Source organism: Micromonospora sp. S-DT3-3-22, from assembly GCF_015354745.1.
Taxonomy (GTDB): Bacteria; Actinomycetota; Actinomycetes; order Mycobacteriales; family Micromonosporaceae; genus Micromonospora; species Micromonospora wenchangensis.
This window is the reverse complement of sequence record NZ_JACGMO010000002.1, coordinates 82,189-107,377: the sequence shown is the minus strand read 5'-3', so window position 1 is coordinate 107,377 and position 25,189 is coordinate 82,189. Positions and strand designations below refer to the sequence as shown.

The 25,189-nt window shown below is 69.5% G+C and carries 12 protein-coding genes and 2 pseudogenes; 7 read left to right on the top strand and 7 right to left on the bottom strand.

Translation table 11 applies throughout. The annotated features are described in order from the left end of the window. Positions 1-5 precede the first annotated feature (5 nt). The 3 genes from H1A17_RS00980 to H1A17_RS00970 are packed head-to-tail and all read right to left on the bottom strand — an operon-like array spanning position 6 to position 2,319. Complete coding sequence (locus tag H1A17_RS00980) at positions 6-632, bottom strand: class I SAM-dependent methyltransferase (RefSeq protein WP_194820779.1); 627 nt, start codon at positions 630-632, stop codon at positions 6-8. Then, complete coding sequence (locus tag H1A17_RS00975) at positions 629-1,366, bottom strand: PIG-L deacetylase family protein (RefSeq protein ID WP_194820778.1); 738 nt, start codon at positions 1,364-1,366, stop codon at positions 629-631. The genes H1A17_RS00980 and H1A17_RS00975 overlap by 4 nt, the downstream gene beginning before the upstream one ends. Continuing rightward, positions 1,360-2,319, bottom strand: a complete 960-nt coding sequence (locus H1A17_RS00970; protein ID WP_194820777.1) for an acyl-CoA dehydrogenase family protein — start codon at positions 2,317-2,319, stop codon at positions 1,360-1,362. The genes H1A17_RS00975 and H1A17_RS00970 overlap by 7 nt, the downstream gene beginning before the upstream one ends. A gap of 340 nt (positions 2,320-2,659) precedes the next feature. Here H1A17_RS00970 and H1A17_RS00965 point away from each other — a divergent pair, with 340 nt between their 5' ends. From H1A17_RS00965 to H1A17_RS35760, 4 genes and pseudogenes are all read left to right on the top strand, one after another. Further along, positions 2,660-4,123, top strand: a complete 1,464-nt coding sequence (locus H1A17_RS00965; protein WP_194820776.1) for a hypothetical protein — start codon at positions 2,660-2,662, stop codon at positions 4,121-4,123. Positions 4,124-4,397: 274 nt separating this feature from the next. Next, positions 4,398-7,238, top strand: a complete 2,841-nt coding sequence (locus H1A17_RS00960; protein ID WP_194820775.1) for a PQQ-dependent sugar dehydrogenase — start codon at positions 4,398-4,400, stop codon at positions 7,236-7,238. Between the two features lie 51 nt (positions 7,239-7,289). After that, complete coding sequence (locus H1A17_RS00955) at positions 7,290-9,395, top strand: ThuA domain-containing protein (RefSeq protein ID WP_194820774.1); 2,106 nt, start codon at positions 7,290-7,292, stop codon at positions 9,393-9,395. Positions 9,396-9,579: 184 nt separating this feature from the next. Beyond that, positions 9,580-9,930: pseudogene (locus H1A17_RS35760) on the top strand (cupin domain-containing protein); the annotation flags it as partial. A 29-nt stretch (positions 9,931-9,959) separates the two neighbouring features. On the opposite strand, the pseudogene H1A17_RS00940 reads toward H1A17_RS35760, so the two are convergent. The 3 genes and pseudogenes from H1A17_RS00940 to H1A17_RS00930 all read right to left on the bottom strand — a co-directional run. After that, a pseudogene (locus tag H1A17_RS00940) lies at positions 9,960-10,250 on the bottom strand (transposase family protein); the annotation flags it as partial. Between the two features lie 521 nt (positions 10,251-10,771). Then, entirely contained in the window at positions 10,772-17,515 is a 6,744-nt protein-coding gene (locus H1A17_RS00935; protein ID WP_194820773.1) for an RHS repeat-associated core domain-containing protein, read from the bottom strand. Between the two features lie 146 nt (positions 17,516-17,661). Continuing rightward, a complete protein-coding gene (locus H1A17_RS00930) occupies positions 17,662-20,463 on the bottom strand; it encodes a LamG-like jellyroll fold domain-containing protein (RefSeq protein ID WP_194820772.1) in 2,802 nt (933 codons plus the stop codon). Positions 20,464-21,275: 812 nt separating this feature from the next. On the opposite strand from H1A17_RS00930, the gene H1A17_RS00925 reads away from it, so the two are divergent. Genes H1A17_RS00925 through H1A17_RS00915 form a run of 3 tightly spaced genes read left to right on the top strand, consistent with a single transcriptional unit; the run spans position 21,276 to position 23,922 of the window. Further along, positions 21,276-22,109 carry a CPBP family intramembrane glutamic endopeptidase gene (locus tag H1A17_RS00925; protein ID WP_145919026.1) on the top strand — a complete coding sequence of 278 codons (834 nt, stop codon included), beginning with the start codon at positions 21,276-21,278 and terminating at the stop codon, positions 22,107-22,109. After that, positions 22,109-23,266, top strand: coding sequence for a sensor histidine kinase (locus tag H1A17_RS00920; protein WP_145919025.1), 1,158 nt, complete (start codon positions 22,109-22,111; stop codon positions 23,264-23,266). The genes H1A17_RS00925 and H1A17_RS00920 overlap by 1 nt, the downstream gene beginning before the upstream one ends. Continuing rightward, positions 23,263-23,922, top strand: coding sequence for a response regulator transcription factor (locus tag H1A17_RS00915; RefSeq protein WP_145919024.1), 660 nt, complete (start codon positions 23,263-23,265; stop codon positions 23,920-23,922). Before H1A17_RS00920 ends, H1A17_RS00915 begins: the two co-directional genes overlap by 4 nt. Positions 23,923-23,958: 36 nt before the next feature. On the opposite strand, the gene H1A17_RS00910 is transcribed toward H1A17_RS00915, so the two are convergent. Then, a complete protein-coding gene (locus tag H1A17_RS00910; protein WP_194820771.1) occupies positions 23,959-25,188 on the bottom strand; it encodes an MFS transporter in 1,230 nt (409 codons plus the stop codon). Position 25,189 lies beyond the last annotated feature (1 nt).

Sequence of the window (25,189 nt, the reverse complement as noted above, 5' to 3'; positions counted from 1 at the left end):
CCGGTTCACCACAGGCCGTCGGCCTGGGCGACGGACCTGGCCGGCGGCGGCACCCGCAGGAACACGTCGAGGAGGAAGTCCGCCTCCTCGTGCCGTACCGTCCGCGCCAGGCCGTCCACGCCGGCGAGCAGCCGGTGTACGTCGTCGCCACCACGGGCGTGCTCGGCCACCGCCGGCCGCCAGTGCACGGCCACCAGCGTGCCGCCGGGTTCGAGCGAGTCCACCGTACGGGCCACCAGCAGATCCAACCCGGCGTCGTCGAAGTAGTAGCCCAACTCGGAGAGCACGATCAGGTCGAACCGGTCGTCCGCCACGGCCGGCCACTCGTCGGGGACACGCATCCGTTCCACCCGGACGTGTGGCTGCTCCGCCAGCCGCCGCCGGGCGCTCGCCACCGGAGCGGCGGCGAGGTCGACCGCCAGCAGCCGGTCGCACCGTGGGGCGAGGCGGCGGGTGAGCATCCCGGTCGAACAGCCCGGCTCGAATGCCGACCGGTACCGCCGACGCGGCAGACACGCCACCGTCACCTCGTGCTTACGCTGGTCGTACCAGCGGGTGGCGAAACTCCACGGGTCCTCCGCCCCGGCGTACATGTCGTCGAAGTACCCGGCCGGGGTGCCGCCTGAGGTCATGGCACGAACACCGTCTCGTAGGGGCGCGCGAAGCGGGCGAGAACGTTCGGGGGCAGGATCGCGGCGTCGGCAGGTGCCGGCCCCAGCGGCAGCACCTGGCTACGGAAGGCGTCGACCGCCGCCAGCTTGGCCGATCGGGCCGGCCCCGTCAGGTCGACCCGGCGCGCACGGTGCCACGGCACGTCGGGATGGTCCGGCCGGGCCCAGTGCCACGTCCACACCGGGAACTCCAGCAGGATCGCGCCCGTACGCCGGCAGGCGACCTCGGCCGCCCGCCCCACCGCCTCGTGGTCCGGGTGTCCGTCGCCGCGCCACGTCGTGACACACCACCGCCCCGGCGTCAGCCGGCCGGTCAACGCCTCGACGAGTGCCGCCTCGACGACACCGCCGTCGGGATGCCCCAGATGCTCGATGGCGGCGGGGGCGACCCCGAGCAGCCCGCAGGCCGTGACCGTCTCGGCCCGCCGGATCGCGGCCAGCGCCGCCCGCGGGTGGACCGTGGAGTCCGGATGCGAGGCCTCCCCGTCGGTGACCACCGCGATCTCGACGCCGCCGGCGAGCATCGCGACCAGACCGCCCACCCCGAGCACCTCGTCATCGGGATGTGGGGCCACGACCAGCGGCGGCACCGTCCGCACCCGATCATCGAGCACCAGTACGGGCCAGCCCGCCGGTGCCGGCCACGCGCGCCAGATGCTCTCGTCGGTGCCCGCGTCGACGATCGGCCTCACCATCCGGGGTCCCCGACCGCCGCCACCAGTTCACCGAGATGGGCCAGGTCCGCCTCCGCGTGGCTCTGCCGCAGATACACCGTCAGATCGGCGACCCGGCGGGCATGGTGGGCGTCCTGACACAACGGGCCCGCCCCCAACGCCCGACCGACCCGGTCGACCACGGTGGTGGCGGCCGCCTCGACGGTGGCCCGTACCTGGTGCGCCAACCGGTCCGCGTCCCCGGTGGGGTTCGCGTCGATCTCGTCGGCGGCGGCGGACAGGACGGTCCGGGCGGCGGTCAGGGCCGCGTCGACCGCCCCGAGGTGCGCCAGGGCGTGCGGGCTGAGACGGCGGTGCCGCGCCGCGTCGTACAGGGTGTCGGCGACCCCGACCGCCCCGCCGTACCAGCACGCCGCCACCCCCAGCCCGCCGTGCCAGAAACCCGGCCGTGCCGTGTAGCTGCCGGGCCCGCCCACCGCAACGCCGGTCACGCCGTCGAAGCTGACGGTACGGGTGTCGCTGGCGGCCATCCCGACGGCCGGCCAGGTGTCGGGCAACGCGGTGACCCCGGCCGCGTCGACCTCGACCGCGAACAGCCGCACGCCGTCGTCGGCGGTCGCGGTGACCAGGGCCCGGGACAGCAGACCCGCCCCGGAGCACCAGGGCCGGTCACCGGTCAGCCGCCACCGGTCGCCCTCCCGGGTCGCGGTGACCGACGCCGGCACGGCCGCCCAGACACCCCACGGCTCACGGCACCAGTCGGGATCGACCGGCACGCCGAGTTCGGCGAGGATCGCCAGGGCGTCGGCGTGCCCCTCCCCCAGCCGGGCCAGCGTCAGGTCGGCGCGGCCGAGCTCGACGAACCGCAGGAAGCGGTCACGGGTCCGTCCGCCGCCGGGCAACGGCAGGTCGAGCAGCCCGGCGTGTACGGCCGACCGGAACGCCGTCCCCGGGTCGTCGCCTCCGGGGGTCACGACCGGGTTCCCGCCGTCCGGGACGGTCTCCCGGACCGCAGCCGGCCGGCACGACCCGATCCGCCGTGGACCACGGGCAACGTCTCCGGACGACCGACGGTCATCGGGGCACCTCCATCAGTGTGACGCGCGGCCCGCACGGGTCGCCGCCGGAAGATGCCCCTCTCCCCCGGGGCGAAACATGGCATGGCCCACACCCGCCGCGCGTGACATCGGAGCGTCGCCGGCAGGTGGCACCGAGGGGCAGCACGGTGATAGGTACCCGACGATCTGCGGCAGTTCTACCTGTCCTGCACGTGCCAGACTCGTGGCGGTGTCCGTATGCCGAGAGGAGCAGCGCATGGCTGTGGACCCTCCGACGCCGGTCCACCTCACACAGGTGCTCGACGGTCTCGCCGAGAACCCGGCACTGCCGGCCGGGTTGATCCGCCGACTGATGCGCTACCGGCGCGGCCACGGCCACGTCGCCATGCGCGCGGACCTGACACCGGACATGATCGAGGAAATCCTCGCCTCGGACCATCACTGGCTGCTGCACTCACTCGCGCTCAACCGCCATCTCCCGCACGCTGCCCGGATGCGGCTGACCGCCCACCCCGATCCCGCCATCCGGGCCGCCCTGGCCGTGGGCGCCCAGGACGCACCCCGCGAGCTGTACGAACGACTCCTCGACGATCCGGACCCACAGGTGAGGAACTATCTCGCCGAACGCGACGATCTACCGGCCGATCTGCTCGCCCGGCTCGCGCGGGACCCGGACTCGACGGTCCGGGCCGCCCTCGCACGGTGGTGGACACCGGCCCCCGAGGCGGTCCGACGGGCCCTGCTCACCGACCCCGTCGACGAGGTACGCGCCGCCGCCTGCTCGACCTACTACGCGCGGCTGCCCCACCCGACGCCACCACCCGACCTCGTCGCAGGTCTCCTTGCCGACCCGGTCACCCGCGCCGGGGCCGTACGCCACGCCGTCCTGACCCCGGAACTGGCCGCACGGCTCGCTGGCGACCCCGACTACCAGGTGCGCCGCCAGGTCGCCGAGCACCCGCAGCTGCCCCCGTCGGTACGGGACCTGCTCGCCGAAGATCCCAGCGCGAACGTCCGTGTCGGTGTCTTCGGCCGTCAGGACACCGCCGAACCGGCACGCCACCGCATCTACACCGACATCCAGCAGGGCCGGATCCCGCTGACCGACCTACCGGACGAACTCGACGACGCTGCGCTGCACCAGCACCTCGAGGACCACCTGGCCGTCGCCGAGCTACGCCACCTGCGCCTGGACTGGGTCACCGCCAACCCGCTGCCGTACGTGACCTCGCCGTACACCTGCTTCCGACGCTCCGCGGCACGGAACCGGACGCTGCCCACCGATGCCGTCATCCGACTGCTCGACGACCAGGACAGCGGCGTACGGACCACGATGGCCACCCACGCGCCACACCTCGTCGACCCGACGACAGCCGAACGCATCGACCGCGGCTTCCGACCCGACAAGAAGACAGCCTGGCGCCCCGCCGACCTGCTCACGCTCCCACCGCAGACCCTCCGCCGCCTCGGCAGCGACCCGGACCCACGGATGCGATGCCTGGCGCCCCGGGACCCGGACCTTCCCGTCGAGACAGCCGAACAGCTGGCCACCGACCCCGACAGCACAGTCCGCCGAGCCGTTGCCGGGCATCCCCGTCTTCCGGTCCACGTACGTCGTGCCCTGCTCGCCGATCCGGACGAGCACGTGGCGGGGGCAGCCGCCGCAGCGGCCCTGCCCTTCGCCGACATGGACCGACTACTCACCCTTGCCGGAGTCTGACCGCATCGGACACCAACACGAGACCGTTCCCGTCGTCTCGGCCCGCGCCGCAACGGCGGGACTTTTCGTGGTTCGAGCGAAAGTCTGCCCTGGTTCAACAGAAGGTATGGACAGAGGGATCGAAACAGCTTAATGTCTTCGCCATCACGAAAGTGTTTCGGCGAGGTGAACCGGCGGCGCGGTGAACCATCGACCCCCTCCCCCGCTACGGCATCCGGCGCGACGGCGCGCGCCCCGCCCTGGCATTCGAACGTCAGGAAGGGACGGACAGCCAGTGTCCTCACACGATGGCGCGTTCGGCCGGCGAACGGCGTCGGTCAGCTCCGCACTACTCCTGGTGGCCGCCGCCGGGCTGGTCGCCCTGGGCAGCCCGACCCCCGCCCAGGCCCACACCATCAACCCCACCGACTTCCAGCAGGTCACCCTGGCCAAGGGGGAACCCGAGGTCGGCGAGCCCATGACCATCGCGGTGCTGCCCGACCGGTCGGTGCTGCACACCGCCCGCAACGGCACGCTGCGGCGCACCGACGCCGCCGGCACCACCACCGTGGTGGGCACGATCCCCGTCTACACCCACGACGAGGAGGGCCTGCAGGGCGTCGGGGTGGACCCGAACTTCACCACCAACCGGCACGTCTACCTGTACTACGCCCCACCGCTGTCCACCCCCGCCGGGGACGCCCCGGCCACCGGCACGGACTTCTCCGCCTGGCAGGGCGTGAACCGGCTGTCCCGGTTCACCCTCAACGCCAACTGGACGCTGAACACGTCCAGCCAGGTCAACATCCTGGACGTGCCGGCCGACCGGGGCATCTGCTGCCACGTCGGCGGGGACATCGACTTCGACGCGTCCGGGAACCTGTACCTGTCGACAGGCGACGACAGCAACCCGTTCGACTCCGCCGGCTATTCGCCGATCGACGAGCGGACCAACCGTAACCCCGCCTACGACGCGCAGCGCAGCGCGGCCAACACCAACGACCTGCGCGGCAAGATCCTGCGGATCAAGGTGAACGCGGACGGCAGCTACTCCGTCCCGGCCGGGAACATGTTCGCCCCGGGCACCGCGCGGACCCGTCCGGAGATCTACGCGATGGGGTTCCGCAACCCGTTCCGGATGAGCGTGGACAGGGCCACCGGGGTGGTCTACGTCGGCGACTACGGCCCGGACGCCGGCACCACCGGCACGCGCGGCCCCAGCGGGCAGGTCGAGTTCAACCGGGTGACCGGGCCGGGCAACTACGGCTGGCCGTACTGCACCGGCACCAACACCGCCGCCGAGACGTACGCGGAGTGGGACTTCGCCGCCGGCACCGCGGGTGCCAAGTACAACTGCACCGGTGGGCCGACCAACAACTCGTTCCGCAACACCGGCCTGCCCACCCTGCCCGGGGCGCAACCGGCCTGGATCCGGTACGCCGGTGACGCCGGCACCCCGGCGGAGTTCGGTGGCGGCTCCGAGTCGCCGATGGCCGGTCCGGTCTACCGCTACAGCGCGTCGAACCCGTCCACCACGAAGTTCCCGCAGTCCTTCGACGGCCAGTTCTTCGCCGCCGAACTGGGCCGGGGCTGGATCAAGCCCATCCACGTGAACGCCGACGGCTCCCGGGGCACCATCGACGCGTCGTTCCCCTGGAACGGCAAGCAGGTGATGGACTCCGCGTTCGGCCCGGACGGCGCGCTGTACGTCCTCGACTACGGCACCGGCTACTTCAACGGTGACGCCAACTCGGCGCTGTACCGGTACGACTACGTCGCCGGTGGCAACCGGGCGCCGACCGCCGCCGCCACCGCCGACCGGACCTCCGGGGCGGCACCGCTGACGGTGAACTTCTCGTCGGCCGGGTCGTCGGACCCGGAGGGCGGGGCGCTGACCTACTCGTGGGCGTTCGGTGACGGCACCACCTCCACGGCGGCCAACCCCAGCAAGACGTTCACCGCCAACGGCACCTACAACGTCACCCTGACCGTCCGGGACCCGCAGGGCGCGACCGGTACCGCCAGCGTGCAGATCGGCGTCGGCAACACCGCCCCGACCGTCACCATCACCGGCCCGGCGAACGGCTCGCTCTTCTCCTACGGCGACACGGTGCCGTTCAGCATCACCGTCACCGACCCCGAGGACGGCACGGTCGACTGCACCAAGGTCAAGATGACCTACGTGCTCGGCCACGACCAGCACGGCCACCAGATCACCTCGAAGAACGGCTGCTCCGGCTCGATCACCATCCCGGTCGACGGTGAGCACGACGACGCGGCGAACATCTTCGCGATCTTCGACGCCGAGTACACCGACGCCGGTGGGCTGACCACCCACCAGCAGCACACCCTCCAGCCGCGCAAGCGCCAGGCCGAGCACCTCAAGACCTCCTCGGGGGTGACCCTCTACGACAAGGCCACGGCCGAGGGCGGCCGGACCGTCGGCAGCATCGACAACGGCGACTGGATCGCGTTCGAGCCGTACCGGCTCGACAGGGCCACCTCGTTCAGCGCCCGGGTCTCCTCCAACGGCGTCGGCGGCACCCTCCAGGTGCGGACGGGTTCGCCCACCGGCACCGTGCTGGGCCAGGCGACCGTCCCGGTCACCGGCGGCTGGGAGACCTTCACCACCGTCACCGGCGCCATCTCCGGCGCGCCGGCCAGCACCGGCACGCTCTACCTCACCTTCGCCGGGGGCACCGGGGCGCTGTTCGACCTCGACACGTTCACGTTCGTCACCGGCGGCGCCTCCTCCGGCACCGGGCCGATCGTCGGGCTCGGCGGCAAGTGCCTGGACGTCCGCAACGCGGCCACCGCCGACGGCACCCAGATCCAGATCTGGACCTGCAACGGCACCGCCGCGCAGACCTGGTCGGTCACCCCGAACAGCACCGTCAAGGCACTGGGCAAATGCCTGGACATCTCCGGCGGCGGCACCGCCGACGGCACGAAGATCCAACTCTGGACGTGCAACGGCAGCGGCGCACAGAACTGGTCCGCCCAGACCGACGGCACCCTGCGCAACCCCCAGTCCGGCAAATGCCTCGACGTGTCCAACAACAGCGCCACCGACGGCCAGGCCGTCCACCTCTGGACCTGCCTGGCCGCCACCAACCAGAAGTGGACCCTGCCGTGACCCGGCAAGCGGGGCACCCGGCACCCTCCTCCACCCGTTCGGGAGAGTGACATGCGCAGACTCCTTCGATCCGTCCTCGGCGCGGTGACCGCCGCCGCCGCAGTTCTCGCCGTCCCGACGCCGGCCGGTGCGGCCGACGCCCCGTACGACGTGCTGGTGTTCTCCAAGACCGCAGGGTTCCGGCACGACTCGATCGCCGTCGGTATCCAGGCGATCCGGGAACTCGGCACGGCGAACAGTTTCACCGTGACCGCGACCGAGGACGCGTCCCGGTTCACCACCGCGAACCTGGCCCAGTACGAGGCGGTGGTCTTCCTCAACACCACCGGTGACGTCCTGGACGCCGCACAGCAGTCCGCCTTCGAGTCGTACGTCAACGGCGGCGGCGGGTACGTCGGCGTCCACGCCGCCGCCGACACCGAGTACGGCTGGTCGTACTACGGCAGCCTGGTGGGTGGCTACTTCGCCTCACACCCGGCCATCCAGCAGGCGAACGTCCGCGTCGAGAACCGGGCGCACCCGGCCACCGGGCACCTGCCGCAGACCTGGACCCGCACCGACGAGTGGTACAACTACCAGACCAACCCGCGCGCGGGCGCCCGGGTCCTCGCCACCCTGGACGAGTCGTCGTACTCGGGCGGCTCGATGGGCGGTGACCATCCGATCTCCTGGTGCAAGACGGTCAACTCCGGCCGGTCGTTCTACACCGGCCTGGGGCACACCCAGGGGTCGTACACGGAGGCGGCGTTCCGCAGCCACCTGCTCGGCGGCATCCGGTACGCGGCCGGTCGGGCGAAGGCCGACTGCCGCCCGGAGACCGGCTACGTCAACCTCTACAACGGGTCCACGACCGGCTGGTCGCAGGCAGGTCCGGGCAGCTTCGGCAACGCCGACGCCACCCTCACCTCCGTCGGCGGCATGGGTCTGTACTGGTACAGCGCCAAGCAGTTCACCAACTACTCGCTGAAGCTGGACTGGCGGATGGCCGGCGACGACAACTCGGGCGTCTTCATCGGCTTCCCACCATCGACCGACCCCTGGTCGGCGGTGGACAACGGGTACGAGATCCAGATCGACGCCACCGACGCCGCCGACCGCACCACCGGCGCGGTCTACACCTTCCAGTCCGCCGACCTGGCCGCCCGGGACGCCGCCCTGAACCCGCCGGGAGAGTGGAACACCTACGAACTGCTGGTCGAGGGGGAACGTCTCCAGGTCTTCCTCAACGGGCGGAAGATCAACGACTTCACCAACACCGACCCGGCCCGCTCGCTCGCCGGCCACGTCGGGCTCCAGAACCACGGTACGGGCGACGACGTGTCGTTCCGCAACGTCCGGATCAAGGAACTGGGCGGTACCCCGGGCGGCACCACCACCGTGCAGGCCGAAGCGTTCAGCTCGGCCAACGGGGTCAGCGCGTTCACCAAGGCCGGGGCCAACGGCGGGCAGACCCTCGGCTACGTCGACCCGGGCGACTGGGCCGCGTACGCGGGTCTCGACCTGACCGGGGTCACCTCGGTGCGGGCCCGGGTGGTCTCCGGTGGTTCGGGCGGCACCATCGGTATCCGGACCGGCTCGTCCACCGGCCCGCTGCTCGGCCAGGTGGCGGTGCCCAACACCGGAAGCTGGACCACGTACGCCGACGTCAGCACCACCCTGGCCGGGGTGCCCACCGGTACGCAGACCGTGTACCTGACCTTCACCGGCTCCGGGACCGGCCTGTTCGACGTGGACGACTTCACCCTGGTCCGGGGCGGCGGCACCCCCGGCACCCCGGGTACCGGGCCGATCGTCGGGCTCGGCGGCAAGTGCCTCGACGTCCGCAACGCGGCGACCACCGACGGTACCCAGATCCAGATCTGGACCTGCAACGGTTCCGCAGCGCAGACCTGGTCGGTCACCCCGATCAGCACGGTGAAGGCACTGGGCAAATGCCTGGACATCTCCGGCGGCGGCTCCGCCGACGGCACGAAGATCCAACTGTGGACGTGCAACGGCAGCGGCGCCCAGAACTGGTCCGCCCAGACCGACGGCACCCTGCGCAACCCCCAGTCCGGCAAATGCCTCGACGTGTCCAACAACAGCGCCACCGACGGGCAGGCCGTCCACCTCTGGACCTGCCTGTCCGCCGCCAACCAGAAGTGGACCCTGCCGTGACCCGGTAGGCGGTCACCCGACGTGCCCCCGCTGCCGGTCCGGCAGCGGGGGCACGTCGGGTCCGACGGTGGCGTTCACCGCCGCCGCGATCCGCGTACACCAGTGGTTCCCGGGTGGTGACCGGCCCCGGACCTGCACCGCCGCGCGGACGACCGGCCGGCCGTGTCAGGCCGTTGTCATCCGAGAGAGGTACGACTGGGTCTACGTCCTCAACGGCACCCTGCGCCTGGTCCTCGGCGACGACGACCTCATCCTGCACGCCGGGGAGGCCGCCGAGTTCGACACCCGCACGCCGCACTGGTTCGGCGCGACCAGTTCCGGGCCCGTCGAGTTCCTGAGCCTCGTCGGCAGACAGGGCGAACGCGCCCACGTACGCGCCGCACCACGACCGGGCACGACCGCGTGCAAGATCCAGCCGGGACGGCGACGCGGGTCGAACAGGGCCGCGGCCAACACCTGGCCCTCGACGTCACAGCGGCGACTTCAACAACACGGTCACCCGCAAGCTCCTGCACCTTGGCCACGGCAGCCCTGACGCCATCGAGGAAGTGGAACGGCGCCCCCTGGGGTGAGGGCGAGCAGGGAGCCGAGGGCGTAGATGACCCGGTGCACGGCGGAGTGCGACACCCCGAACAGGGGGCCGATTTGCCGCATCGTCAGGTTCGTGCGCCAGTACGCGGCTACCAGCAGCACTCGGTCGGCGAGGTCGAGAAACCACTGCCGGCCCGGCCGGCCGTCAGCGATGGCTTCTCCGCCACGCTCGGCGGCCAGCCTGACCAGTCTGCGGAACTGGGCGGGCTGCAGCCCGGTGAACGGGACGATCCACTCCGGGCGAGCCGCACTGATCACCTGCACCCAGACATGATCCACCATGGACCACCGACGGAGTTACGAGACATCCTTTAGTTCTTGGATACGGCAGAAATTCCGCCCAGAGCGAGTGTGAACACGCTTGCCAGAGCCTCTCTCACATCCAGATCCCTATCCAACCGCGCCAATAAATCGAACTTCTCTGGGGAGATATCGATAGTTGCTAATCCGCCCCCACCCCCTCCACTGACCACAGAGAAAAGGACGGCACATCGGTAAGCACGGATCTGACCACCCCTAAACTCCCGCATAAGTGGTGAAATCAGGACATTCGCCTCCTTCACCTGAGCACGAAGAGCATCGAGCGACGTCCACCTAGCGGCGAATCCCCTCCCCTCCGCGTCCCGCTGTATCTCCAGCAATGAATCGAAGCTGACGCAGCACACGCGAAAATCCGGGTCTTGTTGTCTCACCATCGACATCAGACTTACAAATCCTCTCACCAAAAATCTCGACGATGCGTTCGGGAAATCAGATATGCAAAATGCCTAATATCCTAATCCGATTCAGTCGCATGAGCATGGGTGGCGTTGGATCGTAATCGGCGTGTCGGGATCCAAGCGGCCGTCTTTCACACGCCTGATCACCTCATCCAACCTGTGATGTCCGCCGAGAATGAGCCCGTCTCTCGACACCAAGATCCCGTCACCATGTTCAGCACTGTTAATTCCACCCAGAAGGTCGTCATTTTCAAGCATCTCGTGATACCACTGCGAGGCGGGGTCGCGAGTCAACTGACCGGGAGTAAACAGACCTTCGAGATCTCCGGCTTTGATCGTTTCACCGCAGTTGTGCACCAAGATCGGAGTATTGCCGGCGAAGACATAGTACGTGTCTATCTCACCGACGGTGAGGTTGTAGGCGATGTCGAGACGCGTTGGAGCTGCCGCAACCCCGTCGCTTGCGACTTCGCGACCCTCCGTCGAGGACAGCTTCTGACCCATTTTGATCTTGCCAGCGCCGAGCCAGCGCTTCTCTGAGGCGACCCAGAAGGGGTGGTCCTCAGTCGTGGCGACCGTCGATCCGCCGACTTTCAGCTCCCGCAGTCCATCTTCATGGATCCAGGTATGGGTGACCGGTCTCGCACTCGTTTCGCCCGTTTCTGGATCGGTCGCCAGGACCTTGTCCCCCACCCGCACGTCGCTGATGGGCTTGGACGATCCGTCGGCCATGAGGACCTGCGTCTCGCCACCGAAGCTGCAGAGCGTCTTTCCCGATTTATAGAGCGCCTTACCAATGGTGCCGGCCGCCTTGAGTTTTCCGATCGGCACGAACCCGATGACGGTCCAGGCGCAGGCGGAGACGCTGCCGTGGACACAGTCGACGGCGTCGGTAATGCCGAGCAGGTCGCCCAGGAACTTATTCTGCGCGGCGATGGAGTCGTCGAGCTGCTTCTTGCAGATTTCGGAGAAGTTGTAGCAGAAGACATCGCGACGGGCCTTGGCCAGTTCCATGGCGTTCAGGTTCGACACGTGTGTGCCGGTGCCGTTGGCACCGTACAGAAGCTGGGCCCAGACCTGGAGCGTTACGTAACCCTTACTCGGCACCTTCCGGCCGTCCGGCATCTGCTCGGTCCAGGTTTTCGGATTGAACGGGTCCTGACCGCCGTTGCCCTGAGGGCTGCACTTCGCTGGCCAGCACGGGTTGCCGCTCGATCCCTTGACCTGCTGGTTGGCTGGCTCGTTTCCGGGGTGGTAGTCGGGGCAGCCGCCGGCGATCACGGCGCAGTCGGAGTCGATGAGCCCGGTGGGGTCGCTGAAGGTGGCGGGGTTGTTGTGGGAGTACGCGTAGCCGTTCCACTGCTGCGGATCGCCCTGGTCCATGACGGGGTCGACGGAGATGAACTTCCCGAGTTGTGGGTCGTACTCTCGGGCACCGAGATGAGTGAGCCCGGTGTCGTCGACGGTGCCGCCGAGGAAGCCCTTGTCCATAGCGACCGGCCAGGTGGACGGCGTGGTGCCACGAGGAGAGCCGAAGGGCGTGCTGCGACGGCGGGTGGCGCTGAGATCGATGTTGCTGATGGCCGCTTCGGCGGTGCCGTGGTGGTCGCTGACGAGCCAGTCGAGACTGCCAGCGGAGCTACGGACGGCGATGACACCCTGCGCGCCGCTGTAGTAGCGGGTCGCGGTGGCGGGGCTGCTGGTGGGTTTACGGACCTCGGTGCCACCGGGGAGGTAGAGGGTGGCGCCAGCGGAGTCGCGGCGAATGAGGCGGTTGCCGTCGGCGTCGTAGACATAGCTGGTGGTGCCCGTGTTGTCGGCGGAGGCGAAGAGCTTTCCTTCGTGGTCCCAGGTGAGGGTCTGGGTGCCGTTGGGGCCGAGCCGGGAACTGGTGTTGCCCGTCTCGTCGTAGCCGAAGGTCTCGGTCTTCACCGTGGCACCGGTTAGTTCGAGGGTGGTCTTGACCGTGTTGACCGCATGAGGGTGGCTGCCGGTCACCCCGGGCTGGCCGAGATAGGCGTAGGTGCGGATGGAGGTCTTGGCGGTGGGACCGAGTTGTGTGGTCTTGGATATCCACTCGGTCTGACGGTTGTCGGTGCCGGGGTAGTAGGTGTAGGCGTGCCAGTACGGAGAGGGGCCGCCGAGGTTGGTGTTCAGGCGTTGGCTGACCGCGCAGTCGCCGTTGGCGGGCGTCCACGCGTTTTCCAGACGGCGCAGTCCGTCGTAGCTGTAGCACTGGGTGTCGGCGGTGCCGCCGGCGGGCCGGTCGGCGATCTTCTCGACGTTACCGGCGTTGTCGTACTCGTAGCCGAAGTTGAACACGTCCGATCTGAGTTCGGGGATGGCGTTGGTGTTGGTGGTACGGCCGGTGTTCTCGTCGATGATGTTGGTGGTCCAGGTCCGCTTGCCGTACGGGCCACTGATCTGCTGGGTGAGCTGGCCGAGTTTGTTGTAGACCGTGTCGTAGAGGTAGATCTGGCCCCCACCCAGGATGCCCTGGAGTAGACCGACCTCGTTGTAGAGGTAGCTGAGCTTCTCCTTGGGCAGGCCGGCGGCAGCGGGTTGCTCGGCGGTGGCCACGGTGCCGTTGTCGCGGTAGGTACTGGTCCAGGTGTAGGTGCACGGGGTCAGGGTGCCGGACTGGCACAGGCTGCTGTCGACGGCCGGAATGGTGAGGCGGTTCTCGGTCGGCCGGCCCGCGCTGTCGAGTTGGGTGGTCTCGGTGACGTAGGCGTTGGTGGTGCCAGCCGGTTCGTAGCGCTTGCTGCTGGTGAGGTGCCCGATGCCGTTGGGCAGCGTGTCGTAGGTCCACTCGGCGCGCAGGGGGCCGGTGGTGGTGTTCTCGCGGAGGCTCGTCTTGCGGCCGAGGTCGTCATAGCCGTAGACAAGGGTCTTGGTACGGCTGTCGGTCGTGCTGATCAGCTGGCTGGCGTCGTCGTAGGAGAAGGTGGTGACGCCGCGGTCCGGGTCCTCTTCGCGCTTCTTGCGACCGCGCTGGTCGTACTCGTACCGCCAGACGTTGCCGGCCGGGTCGGTCAGTGAGAAGAGCTCACCGCGATCGGTGTAGCGGTACTGGGAGGCGTCGAAGGTGGTGGCAGTGTCACTGCCGGCGTCGGCGCGGTCCTTGTACTGCCGCAGGGTGACGGTTCTCCCGCGGGCATCGGTGATGGTGGCGGTGGCGATACCGCCCTTGGGTGGGATGACCGTGGTCTTCTCGCCCTCGTACCTGGTGGTGGTACGCCACTTCTCGTTGAGGGTCTCGTTGACGCCGACCTTGAAGATGGCGTCGGTGAGGCGTCCGGCGCCGTCATAGACGTTCTGGGTCAGCGCGGGGACGGCCGGGGTGCCGGCACCGCCGTAGACGGTGGTGTTCGGCGGCGTGTTGGTCTTGTCGTAGTAGGGGGCGGTGGACCAGTCGAGCAGTCCACGGGAGTCGTAGACGGTGTCGGTGAGGATCCGTCCGCCGCCGAGGGTCTGCTGCTGCACCTGCCGGGGGCGCAGCAGCCCGTCGTAGAGGGTGATGGAGGTGTTGTAGGTGGTGTTCGACGGCAGCAGGGTCTTGGTGGTGACGGCTGTCGCGGCGGTGTTCCGCACCTGGTAGATGTGCTCGACGCTGGGTGAGGTGGGATTGGCGGTCTTGGAGCGGCCGGGAAGCCACGCCTTGAGCAGACGTCCCAGCCCGTCGTAGGTGAGGTCGGTGCGGATGCCGTTGGCGTCGGTGACGGTGACCGGCTTCTGCCAGGCGGTGGAGTAGGTGGTGGTGCTGCTCTGGTTGAGCGGGTTGGTCGTCGTGATTGCGGTGACGGGTCCGGTGACGTCCGGCGTGATGCCGATCTTGGTCAGTCGACCGAGGGCGTCGGTGCTTTCGCGGACCCTCCCGACGACGTCGTACTTGTACGTGCCGGTGGTGATCCAGGTCGGGGTGGTGCCGCTCCAGGTGTCGATCTCCTCCACCTTGGCGACATTGCCGGCGACGGGGAGGTAGGTGTCCCAGTTCTTGTCGGTGGCGTCGTAGGTGGTACGGAACGCGGACAACAGGTCGGCCGGGAGGGTGGCGGTGGCGGCGCAGGCGACGCCCACCATCTCCGTCCTCTTCGGCAGGTTCAGGATCCAGAGGCTCTGGTTCCGGGCGTACCAGGTACGGGTACAGGTGTCGTCGGCAGGGTTGTTCTCGTCGCCCTGATCGTCGATCGAGGTGGGCAGGTTATCGCTGTTGACGGTGGTCACCGTCTTGGTCCAGCGGGTGGTGCCGTTGGCGAGCTTGGTCCGGTTGCGGACGGTCTCGCTGTTGACCATCCAGGCCTTGAGGTTGCCGAAGGTCGCGGTGGGGCCCTGCTTCGACGGGGTGGTGATCGTTCCGGAGATCCAACCGCCACCGGCACCGAGCAGGGTCGTTTCCTCGCGGATCATGCCCGCGTACGCCTCGTGGTCCTCGACGCGGACGTTCTGCGAGTCGGTGATCCACACGTCACGGGAGCCGGTGGGCGGCTTCTCCCCTGTCGAGGCGGGTTGTTTGTCCTCGTCCATGCCGCGGAAGTAGAGGAACTCTGTGGCGGTCTGGACTCCGGATTCGAGACCGGTGCGGACCCGGACCTTGCCGTAGCCGCGGAACTCCCCCCAGGTGCGCTTCTTCTCGTCGACCAGTTCGGAGTCGTCGTAGTGCCAGGCCGGGGTGTCGAGGTAGTCGTAGTTGGTCTGCTGGTGGGCGAAGCCGCCGGTGTTGTCGTACACGTCGACGCGGTCGACGCGGTACTTGTGGAACCAGTCGAGGGTCGGTTCCTCGCCCTTCGGGCCGTAGTACTGGGGGTAGCAGCGTTTCGTGTTGCTGTGCGCCGTCGGCAGGGCGCTACGGACGCACTCCGGTGCGGAGTAGGTGACCGCGATCTGTGCGCCGGTTTCGGTGGTGATGGTGTTGATGCGGGAGCGGAACAGGTTGGACCGGCCGTCGGCCATCGCGTCGACCCGGTTGGGAAGGGGTTCGGTGCCCGGGTCGAAGACGATCTCGGGGTCGCTGGTCTCGGCGCCACCGGCGGTGGTGACCTTCCCGGTGCGGGTCACCCCGGCGAGCCACATCGGCTTGCCTTCGTTGTCGCCGGCCTGCAGGTAGGTGTGCCGCAACGTCCAGGTGGTGACGTCCTGGTAGGTGTCGCCGGTGCCGGAGTAGACCTGGGCGCGGACGGTGGCCAGGCGCTTCGCCGTCCAGAACGTGGGCGACAACTGGTCGGTGCAGGGGGCGGTCTTGCAGTACTGGTCCCACGGGGTGTCCGGCCAGGACGCCTTGACCGGGTCACCGTCGTTCCAGCAGTTGCTGGCACACCGGTCGGCGGTGTCGAAGACGATGCGCGCGGCGGGGCGGACGGTGGCGGGCGCGGTGCTGCGGTTGCCGTACTCGATGCGGGTCAGCCAACCGCCCCGGTGGTAGGTGGTGCGCTTGGCCTTGTCGCCCTCCCGGCCGTAGGCGCCGTCCTCCCGGTCGTAGAAGTAGGTCATGGTGTTGCCGCGCCGGTCGACGACGTAGTCGAGGTTCCACCGCCAGGCCTGGGTGGTGCGGGAGGCACCGAAGTCACCCGCGGTGTAGCCGGGCTCGTCGGGATGGTTGCCGTACACCGGCACCGTCCACGTGGACTTCGTGGCGGTGCTGCCCGAGGAGCCTCCGGGGCCGTAGTTACGGCCGAAGTAGTACTGGGTGCCGTCGGGCTTGGTGGCCTTCCAGTACTCGCCGTCGGCGTCACCGTTGCCGAGGCTGGTGTCCGTCAGCAACTCGATCTTCGTGCCGTCGTCGGAGACACCCTTCCAGGTGTTCCCGGACGACTTCGCCAACTCCACGGCGCGGCCGTTGAGCGAGATGGTGGCATTGCCCTCCGGCTTGTACCAGCACAGGTCACCGCCGTAGCTGGTCTTGTTGTTGGGTTCCCCGCCCCGCATGGTGTCCTTGTCGTCCACGCACGCCTTGTACTTCCGCTCGATGAACCCCGGCCACAGGTCCCATCCGTCACCCACCCAGGAGCCCTGGGTGTTGGTGCTCGCCGAAAGGCCGTCCACCGCTCCCGAGGAGTAGGACATGCTCAGGCCGGGCTGGGGGCCACCTACCGCTGGCGGATCGTTGAGGGCGTAAGACCAGGAGAAGGCACCGGTCTGTGCCGTCACCTGCCACGTCGCCGCAGGCGACAGGCTGGTGGCCGAGTAGTCACCGTTGTCGCCGGACGCACCGCCGGCGAGGGCGATCAGGCTCGCCGATCCGTTTCCGGAGACGGGCACCGCTGCCGTCACGGTACGGGTCTTCAGGTTGTTGCGGCTGTTAAGGGATCGCCCGTCGGCCAACCGCGTCAGGCGCAGCCGGGAGGCCCAGTCCCCGCCGTACGCCGCAGCGAACTGGGCATAGTTGACCTCGATGGTGACGAGGCCGTCCTGCGACGAACCATCCGCCCGGGACACCTTCATCAACAGCCCTGAGACGCCCGCCTCCCCAGTGAGCGCCCGGTTCGCGATCTCGACTCGCGCGCGGGTCACCGGGGTGGCATCGCGGCGCAGGGTCCCCTGGGTCGCCGGCCCCGACACTGCGCCGGACGACACCCAGACCGGCAGCTTCCCCGCTCGGGTTCTGGCGGCGGCGATGCTCCGTGCACCGGCGGGTGACAACTCCACCGTCTCGTCGCCGACAGGCCAGGTGACCGGGCCGACCGCGCCGACCTCGCGCCCACCGGCGGTCCAGGACGGGCGCACCGTGTGCTTGAGCGGCTTGACGGCCACCCCGGTGACGTCCTTCGGCGTGGGCTGTCGCCAGGCCGCCGACGCTTCACTTTCGGGCACCTGCGCGAGTGCCGTCACCATGACGACGGCGACAGCGGCGGCGACACCGCGCACGCCCCGTGCGGTGAGGCGGCGGGCTGAACCGAACGACCTCACAGAGGTTCCCTTCTTCGTACGGCCGGCGAGCACAGGGTCCAGAGGGCGGATCATGAGTCGAGGTAGTTGTCGACGTCGGTGGAGTTCCACACGCGTCTGGCGGCCTTGACATGGTCGATGTCACCGACCCATCGGTCGTTGGGATCGTTGCCCCGGCCGATGAGAAATGGGCTGGTGGAAGTCCAACCGCCCACGATGTTCATGGCCGCCTCGGCACCGTCGGGTGCCGTTCCGTTGACGTAGAGGCGGATCGTGCCGGTCGGCTTGTCGTAGACGCCGACGAGACTCACCCAGTCGTCCGCCGCGACGAACTGACTCGTGCAGGCCGTGGCTTCGGGTGCGTTGACGGCGTCCGCGGCCGTGGCGGTGAAGCACCAGGCGGAGTCACTGATCGTGTCGCCGTCGAGATCGACGTCGTTGCGGTAGCCGAGCCGGAACATGGCGTTGGCAGCACCCAGCTGCGACACGGCAGTACGGGAGGTGGTCAGGTCCGTCAGCCGCACCCAGGCGGCGACGGTGAATCCGCCGGGGTCGGCTGTGTTCAACACCGGAGCGGACGTCGAGAGGTACCCGCTTCCGTCCAGGGACACGGCCCCCTCCCCGATATGACCGGTCGTTGACGGTGTGACTCCGGTGGGAGTGTAGGCGGCGGTGAATCCGGTCGGGGCGGACACCGCGGCGGCGGCGGTGTCCTGGTCAAACGTCCACGCCCATTCGCCGTTGGTGGGCATCACGAGGAACTGGTAGATCCGGGGATCGGAGGTGGCACCGGCCGAGTTCCGGGACTGCACCGACAGGACGTTCACGCCGTCCCTGCTCGGGGTGATCGACTCTGTCGTGCTGGTGCCGATGACCTCCCTGACCGACAGGTCGTCCCAGTACACGACCTTGCTGGCTTGGCCGGAGGGGAAACCGTTGTAGAGCCGGACGAACGCCTCGGTCGCGCCGACAGGCACCGACATCACCAGCGACAACTGTTGCCAGCCGTCGACCACGGTCGCCTTCGGCGAGGTCACCTCGACGTTGAGGGAGCCGACCTTGTAAAACGCGGCGATCCGCAGCCCCCGGCTGGTGCCGTACGTGCCGCTGGTCCCCAGGCCGGTGGCGGCCGGCACGTAGATCCAGCCAGTGATCCAGTACCGCTTGCCGCCGGTCATGCCCAGCCGCAGGCCACCGTAGTCACCGCCGACGTCGGCGAAGGTGTCCCCCTGCGGTGCGGTGGTCGTTCCGCCGGATGCCAGGGGCGCGACCTTCAGCGACTGCCCGCTGTTGTGGCCCCGACCGGTGTCACGGGTGACGGTGGCATTGTGCCCGCCGAACCCGGTCAGGTCGGTGGACACCTGCTGCTGGTTGACCGTGAGGACCTGCCCCTGTGCCGTACCGGCGGGCACGGTGACCGAGTTTGCACCGTTCAGGTCGTAGATGTACTCCTGCACGTCGGACGCGCCGTTGGGCCCGAAGGTGAAGGTGCCCGCCTGCCCCGGACCACCGTTCCACGACCCGGTCGACTGCTCCGTGTATGTGGTGCCGGCAATGGTCGGCAGAGCCGGGTCCTGGGTGTTGACGGTGAAGGTGAACCAGCCGGAGTAGGTTCCACACTGGTACTTGTCGCAGCCCCGGACCCGGAAGTGGTAGGTCCCGTCGGGCAAGGTCGTCGTCACCCGCCACGGCCTCGCCGTGCCGGAGGTGACACCGGTGACCGCGGTCCCGGACTTGACCTTCAGGGTGGTCTTCGCGTTGTCGTACACCTCGTACTCGGCGCGCATCGTCCCGCTGTCGGGGTCGGAGACGATCGCCGACACCGTCGGCCGACCGGAACGCACCACCGCCGGTGACTTGCAGACCGAGTAGCACGAGTCGATCGCCAACTGCGTCGGCACGTTCGGGGCACGGTTGTACACCACCGTCACGTACGGCCGATTCGACGACGCCTCGGAGGAGTTGAACTTCTTCCATCCGCTGTTGCTGGACTCGTTGGACGCCCGCAGCCCCACGTTCGCCGTCGCCGAATTGCCCGAGAAGCTCGTCTGGAACGTCTCCTTCACCGACGCCGACACCCAGCCGTCACCGCACCCGGAGTTGTACCCCTTCGTGCCGTCGGAGGTGCCGTCCTTCTCCCGCCAGGTGGGTTGGTTGCCCCAACGCACCGATGACGAGACCGAATCCACCCGCCAGGTCTCCCAGGATGCCTTCGTGCAGGAGTACGAGTGGTAGTTCCACAGGAACAACTCTGCCGAGACGACCGTCGCCCCCGAGTAGCCGCTCAGGTTGTGGAAACTGAGAAAGGACCGTGCGAGGCAGGCCGACGAGCAGCCTTCGTTCGGATCCACGATGTAGCCAAGACGCAGTTCGTCATCGCCCGACTTGTCGGTGCTGGAGATGGTGTTCTGCACGTACGCGTCGAACGACGGGCTCAGGTTGACCGAAGGATCGATCGTCACTGGGAAGACCAGGCCGGGACTGTCGAGAAACTCCCGGTCCGGGGTCATCACCAGACTGTTCTGACCATTGATGACCGCAGCGGCGACACCCACGTCCGCGCGGTGTAGGGGCTCACCACTACTGGACACCTGCGCGTCCCACATCTCGCCCTGCGACACCTCCACCGATCCCGCGCCGGTCAACCGGGCGGAAGCCACGTCACTGCCGGTCGACCAGGGCATCGACACCGACGTCATCCCGGCCGCTGCCGTCGCCGTGTGCACCACGAAGGAGTACCGGAAGCCCGTCGGGCGGGCCTCCACCACCAGATCGACGCCCGGTTTCACGTTCTGGTAGGTCGCCGTCGTGTCCACCAGCAGCGGATCCGGCAGCTTCCCGACCCAGCCGAGGGCGCTCTGCTGCTCCCCCACGCCGACACTTACCAACCCGTCGCTGCCGGCTGGCCGCGCCCCCGACAACCACAGTCCGTACGGATGAACCTTCGGCTCCACGGAACCATCCGGCTGACGTTCCAACGTCAGATCGACATCCGCCCAACCCTCCGGCGTAAGGGCACGCACCGGCGCCGTATGCATCTGCGCGCGGAACGTCCCATCGGGTTGTGCCCACACTGTCGACGTCGGCGACGTCATCCCGGTCACCAGCACCGGCTTGCGGTAGCGGTAGGCCAAGGTCATCGCCGCAGCCTCGCCATCCGCCTCCAACGCAGCCGCTGCCGGCGACGCAGCCCGCGCCACCGGCGCGCCGATCACGGAACCCATGGCCGCCACGGACGCCGCTGTGGCCACAGCAACCGTCCAGCGGGCCACGCCACCAATGCGCGCAGCACCGCACGAACTCACCCATCCACGCACAACTGCCCCCGTGATCAACGATCGAAGTCACCGGGACCTTAGAGATCGCTCAGCCGGCCCGTAAAGAGCCGTCACAACTTGACACCACAAACAACCCGGCCAACGCCGAAACGGACACAGCGCTAACCCAGTGTGACGGGTTGTAGCGAAGCGGATACCACCGGCGGCGAACCCACCCGCTCACCTGCGCTCAGCACCGGTCGCCAACCGTCGTACACCCTGGTCCGGATTTGCGCGACGCCAGGCTTGTCCCCCGTGAGAGCTACCCGCAGGTGTCCACCGCACGGTGACGATTCCCGACCCGCCGATCCCTAGCGTTCCAGGTGACCCGCGGTACTCCGGCCGCCCACCTCGCAAGGGAACCCGTCATGCGTGTGTTGAAACAGGTCCTCGCCGTCGCGGCAGCCGGTCTCGTCGGCAGCCGGGCCGTCGCGGCGGTGCAGGACAACCCCTGGCTCACCCTGCTCCTCGGCACGGCGACCGCCGTGGCCACGCTCCTCGCGTACGGGTGGGTGGTGCGCCGTACCGAACGACGGGAGGTCACGGACCTGACCCGAGCCGGTGCCGGCGCCCGGATCGTCCGGGGGACGCTCGTCGGGTCGGCCATGTTCGCCGCCGTCATCGTCACCATCGCCCTACTGGACGGCTACCACGTGCACGGCGTGGGTTCGGTGACCGGCGCGGTGGGGCTGTTCGGGTTCATGGCGGCCGCAGCCGTGACCGAGGAGCTGCTCTTCCGGGGCCTGCTGTTCCGCCTCGTCGAGGAACGCCTCGGGACCTGGCTCTCGCTGCTGCTGACCGGCGTGCTGTTCGGTCTGGTCCACCTGGCCAACCCGGACGCCGGCGTGTGGGGCGCAACCGCCATCACGGTCGAGGCGGGTTTCATGCTCGCCGCCTGCTACGCCGCCACCCGCACCCTGTGGGTGCCGATCGGGCTGCACTTCGGGTGGAACTTCGCCGCCGCAGGGATCTTCAGCGTCGTGGTCTCCGGCAACGGCGAATCCCAGGGGTTACTGGACGCCACCATGTCGGGCCCGACGCTGCTCAGCGGCGGCGACTTCGGGCCGGAGGCCAGCCTCTGCACGGTGCTGGCGGGGCTGGCACTGACCGTGGTGTTCCTGGGGCTGGCCCACCGCCGGGGTCGCATCGTCCCGCGTCGCCGCCCGGTCGACGCGCCGACGGCAGACGTTACCGTCTCCTGATGGTCGACCTGCGGACGCTTGCGGACCGGTGGCGGCGCTGGCCCGTCACGGTCCGGGACCTCCCGCTGGCGCTGCTGCTCGCCCTCGCCTGCCTGCCGGTGCCGGTGTTGCAGGAGCGCAGCACGCAACTCGGTGACCTGCCCGGCCGCCCGTTCGACGCGTTGGCCGTGGTGGCGATCGCCCTGGAGTGCCTTCCGCTGGCCGTCCGCCGGCGCTGGCCCGGGATCTGCCTCGCCCTGGTGTCCCTCGGCTTCGCCGTCGACCAGGTGCGCGCGTACCACACGGTCGCGGGCACCGCGCTGGCCATCGCGTTGCTCAGCGCCGGCGTACACCTGGAGCGTCGTCGACGTGTCACCCTGGTCGTGGGCTCCGCCGCGTACGTCGCCCTGGCCGTCGCCCTGCACCGGCAGGGGTCGACGGAGGGCGTGGGTGGTTTCCTCACCTTCTACCTGGCGTTGGCCCTCGCCTGGGGCGCCGGGGCCTGGCTGCGGCAGAGCCGGGCCGTCGAGGCCGAACGCCGTCGGCGGGCCGCCGTGGCCGCCCGCGCCACCGAACGCGCCCGCATCGCCGGTGAACTGCACGACGTCGTGACCCACCACGTGACGGCGATGGTCGTGCAGGCCGAGGCGGCACGCTACCTGGCGACCGCCCCGGACCGCCTCGACACCACCCTCACCGCCATCACCGACACCGGCCGGCGTGCCATCGCCGACCTGCGGATCCTGCTCGACCTGCTCAACCCCGACCATCAGGCCGACCCGCGTGTGCCGTCCGTCGGGGAGCTGCCCGCGCTGGTCGAGCAGACCCGGCGGGCCGGGCAGCCGGTGGAGTTCACCCAGGAGGGCAGCCGGGCGGAAACCACCGGCGGCGCGGAGGCCGTCGCCTACCGGGTGGTGCAGGAGTCGTTGACGAACGCCCTGAAGTACGCCCACCGCAGCCGCACCGCCGTGCACATCCGCCACGGGAAGAGGGAGATCACGGTGGAAATCAGCACCGCCGGCCCGGCTACGCGCTCCGCAGGCCCGGGTGGGGGCGGACGCGGCCTGGCCGGGCTACGTGACCGCGTCACCGTGCTCGGCGGCGAGTTCAGCGCGGAACGCCGGGAGGACGACGGCTTCGTCGTCCGGGCCCGCATCCCCACCGGCAGCACGTCGTGACCGCGCCGATCCGGGTGCTGGTCTGCGACGACCAGGCACTGATCCGTACCGGCTTCGCCACGATCATCGGCGCTCAGCCCGACCTGGAAGTGGTGGGCGAGTGCGGGAACGGGCGCGAGGCGGTCGACCTCGCCGGCCGGCTGCGCCCGGACGTGGTGGTGATGGACGTACGGATGCCGGTCCTCGACGGCATCGCGGCGACCCGCCTGCTGGCCGGCAGCGGGGCGACCCAGCCGGTCAAGGTGCTCGTGGTGACGACGTTCAACCTCGACGAGTACGTCTACCAGGCGCTACGCGCCGGGGCGAGCGGCTTCCTGCTCAAGGACGCCCCGCCGACGCAGCTGCTGCACGGCATCCGCACCGTCGCCAGCGGGGCCGCGTTGCTGGCGCCCGAGGTGACCCGCCAACTCGTCGGCAGGTACGCGGCCCGCATCCGCCCCGCCGAGGGCACCCCGGACGACACGGGACTGACTCCGCGCGAGTTGGAGGTGCTGCGCCTGATCGCCGACGGCCTGTCCAACAGCGAGATCGCGGCCCTGCTGGTGATCAGTCAGGAGACCGTCAAGACGTACGTCTCACGCATCCTCACCAAGCTCGACCTGCGTGACCGCGTGCAGGCGGTGGTGTACGCGTACCGGACCGGGCTGGTGACCTGAACACCCCGGGACGCTGAGAGACCGCTACGCATCGCTCTATGCGGGCTGCCGGTCGACCGGGACGCGCAGGCGCAGCAGCGGCAGGCAGGACAGGAACAGACCGACCGCACCCACCCACAGGGCCAGCCGCGCACCGGCGGCGGCCCCCAGCACGGTGCCCAGCAGCGCGCCCACCGGCATCGCCCCACCGAGCAGGAACCGCATGGTGGCGTTCATCCGGCCGAGCAGTTCGGGCGGACACAGCTGTTGACGCAGGCTGACCTGGGCCACGTTGGAGGCTGTCGCACCCGCCCACAACACCAGGTAGCCACCGGCGGCCAACCAGATTCCGCCGGCACTGACGATCAGGGGGGTGAGCAGCGCGAACGGCGCGGTGACGAGCAGGCAGAGCCAGACCGAGCGGTACAGCCCGAGTCGCCGGGTCAGCCGCCGGGCCACGACCGCGCCGAGGATGCCGCCGGCACCACCGGCGCTGAAGTACGCGCTGGCCGTCGCCGGGGACGCGCCCAGCTCGCTGACCAGGCGCACCGGCACCATCGTCTGCACCACCAGGGCGAACATGTTGTACGCGCCGCCGGCCAACGCCAGCACGCGCAGCACCGGATGGCGCAGCACGTAGGCCACACCGTCGCGGATCTGCCCGGCGAGCCGGGACCGGCCGGCGGTGGCGGGCCGCGCGTCGACCGCACGTATCCGGGCCAGGTACGCGGCGGACCCGGCGAACCCCACCGCGATCAGCAGGACGGCGGGGCGGGTGCCGGCCAGGTCGACGGCCAGCCCGGCCAGCGCGGGCCCCGCGACCTGCGCCACCGCGAGGGTGGTGCTCAGCCGGGCGTTGCCCTCGACCAACTCGTCGGCCCGCACCACCCGGGGCAGGTAACTCTGGTGCGCGACGTCGAAGAACACCGTGAGCACCCCGACGCCGAGGACCACGACGTACACCTGACCGAGCGCCACCCCACCCGACGCCAGCGGCACGGCCAGTGAGGCGATGAGCGCGGCCCGCCCCAGGTCGGTGCCGATGAGCAGCCGCCGCTGCCGCACCCGGTCGACGACCGCGCCGGCGGGCAGGCCGACGACCAGGAACGCCACCGTGCCCAGGGTGCCGACCAGACCCACCTGCCAGGCGGACGCGTGCATCGGGCCGGCCGCCACCAACGGCAGCGCCACCAGGGCCATCCGGGCACCGAACTGGCTCGCGACCGCCCCGAGCCACAGGGACCGGAAGTCGTGCTGCCGGAGCAGCCCGCCACGACCGTACGTCACG

Coding starts and splice junctions, on each gene's coding strand:
- H1A17_RS00980 (WP_194820779.1), bottom strand. CDS start 632: ATGACCTCAGGCGGCACCCCGGCCGGGTACTTCGACGACATGTACGCC.
- H1A17_RS00975 (WP_194820778.1), bottom strand. CDS start 1,366: ATGGTGAGGCCGATCGTCGACGCGGGCACCGACGAGAGCATCTGGCGC.
- H1A17_RS00965 (WP_194820776.1), top strand. CDS start 2,660: ATGGCTGTGGACCCTCCGACGCCGGTCCACCTCACACAGGTGCTCGAC.
- H1A17_RS00955 (WP_194820774.1), top strand. CDS start 7,290: ATGCGCAGACTCCTTCGATCCGTCCTCGGCGCGGTGACCGCCGCCGCC.
- H1A17_RS00925 (WP_145919026.1), top strand. CDS start 21,276: ATGCGTGTGTTGAAACAGGTCCTCGCCGTCGCGGCAGCCGGTCTCGTC.
- H1A17_RS00920 (WP_145919025.1), top strand. CDS start 22,109: ATGGTCGACCTGCGGACGCTTGCGGACCGGTGGCGGCGCTGGCCCGTC.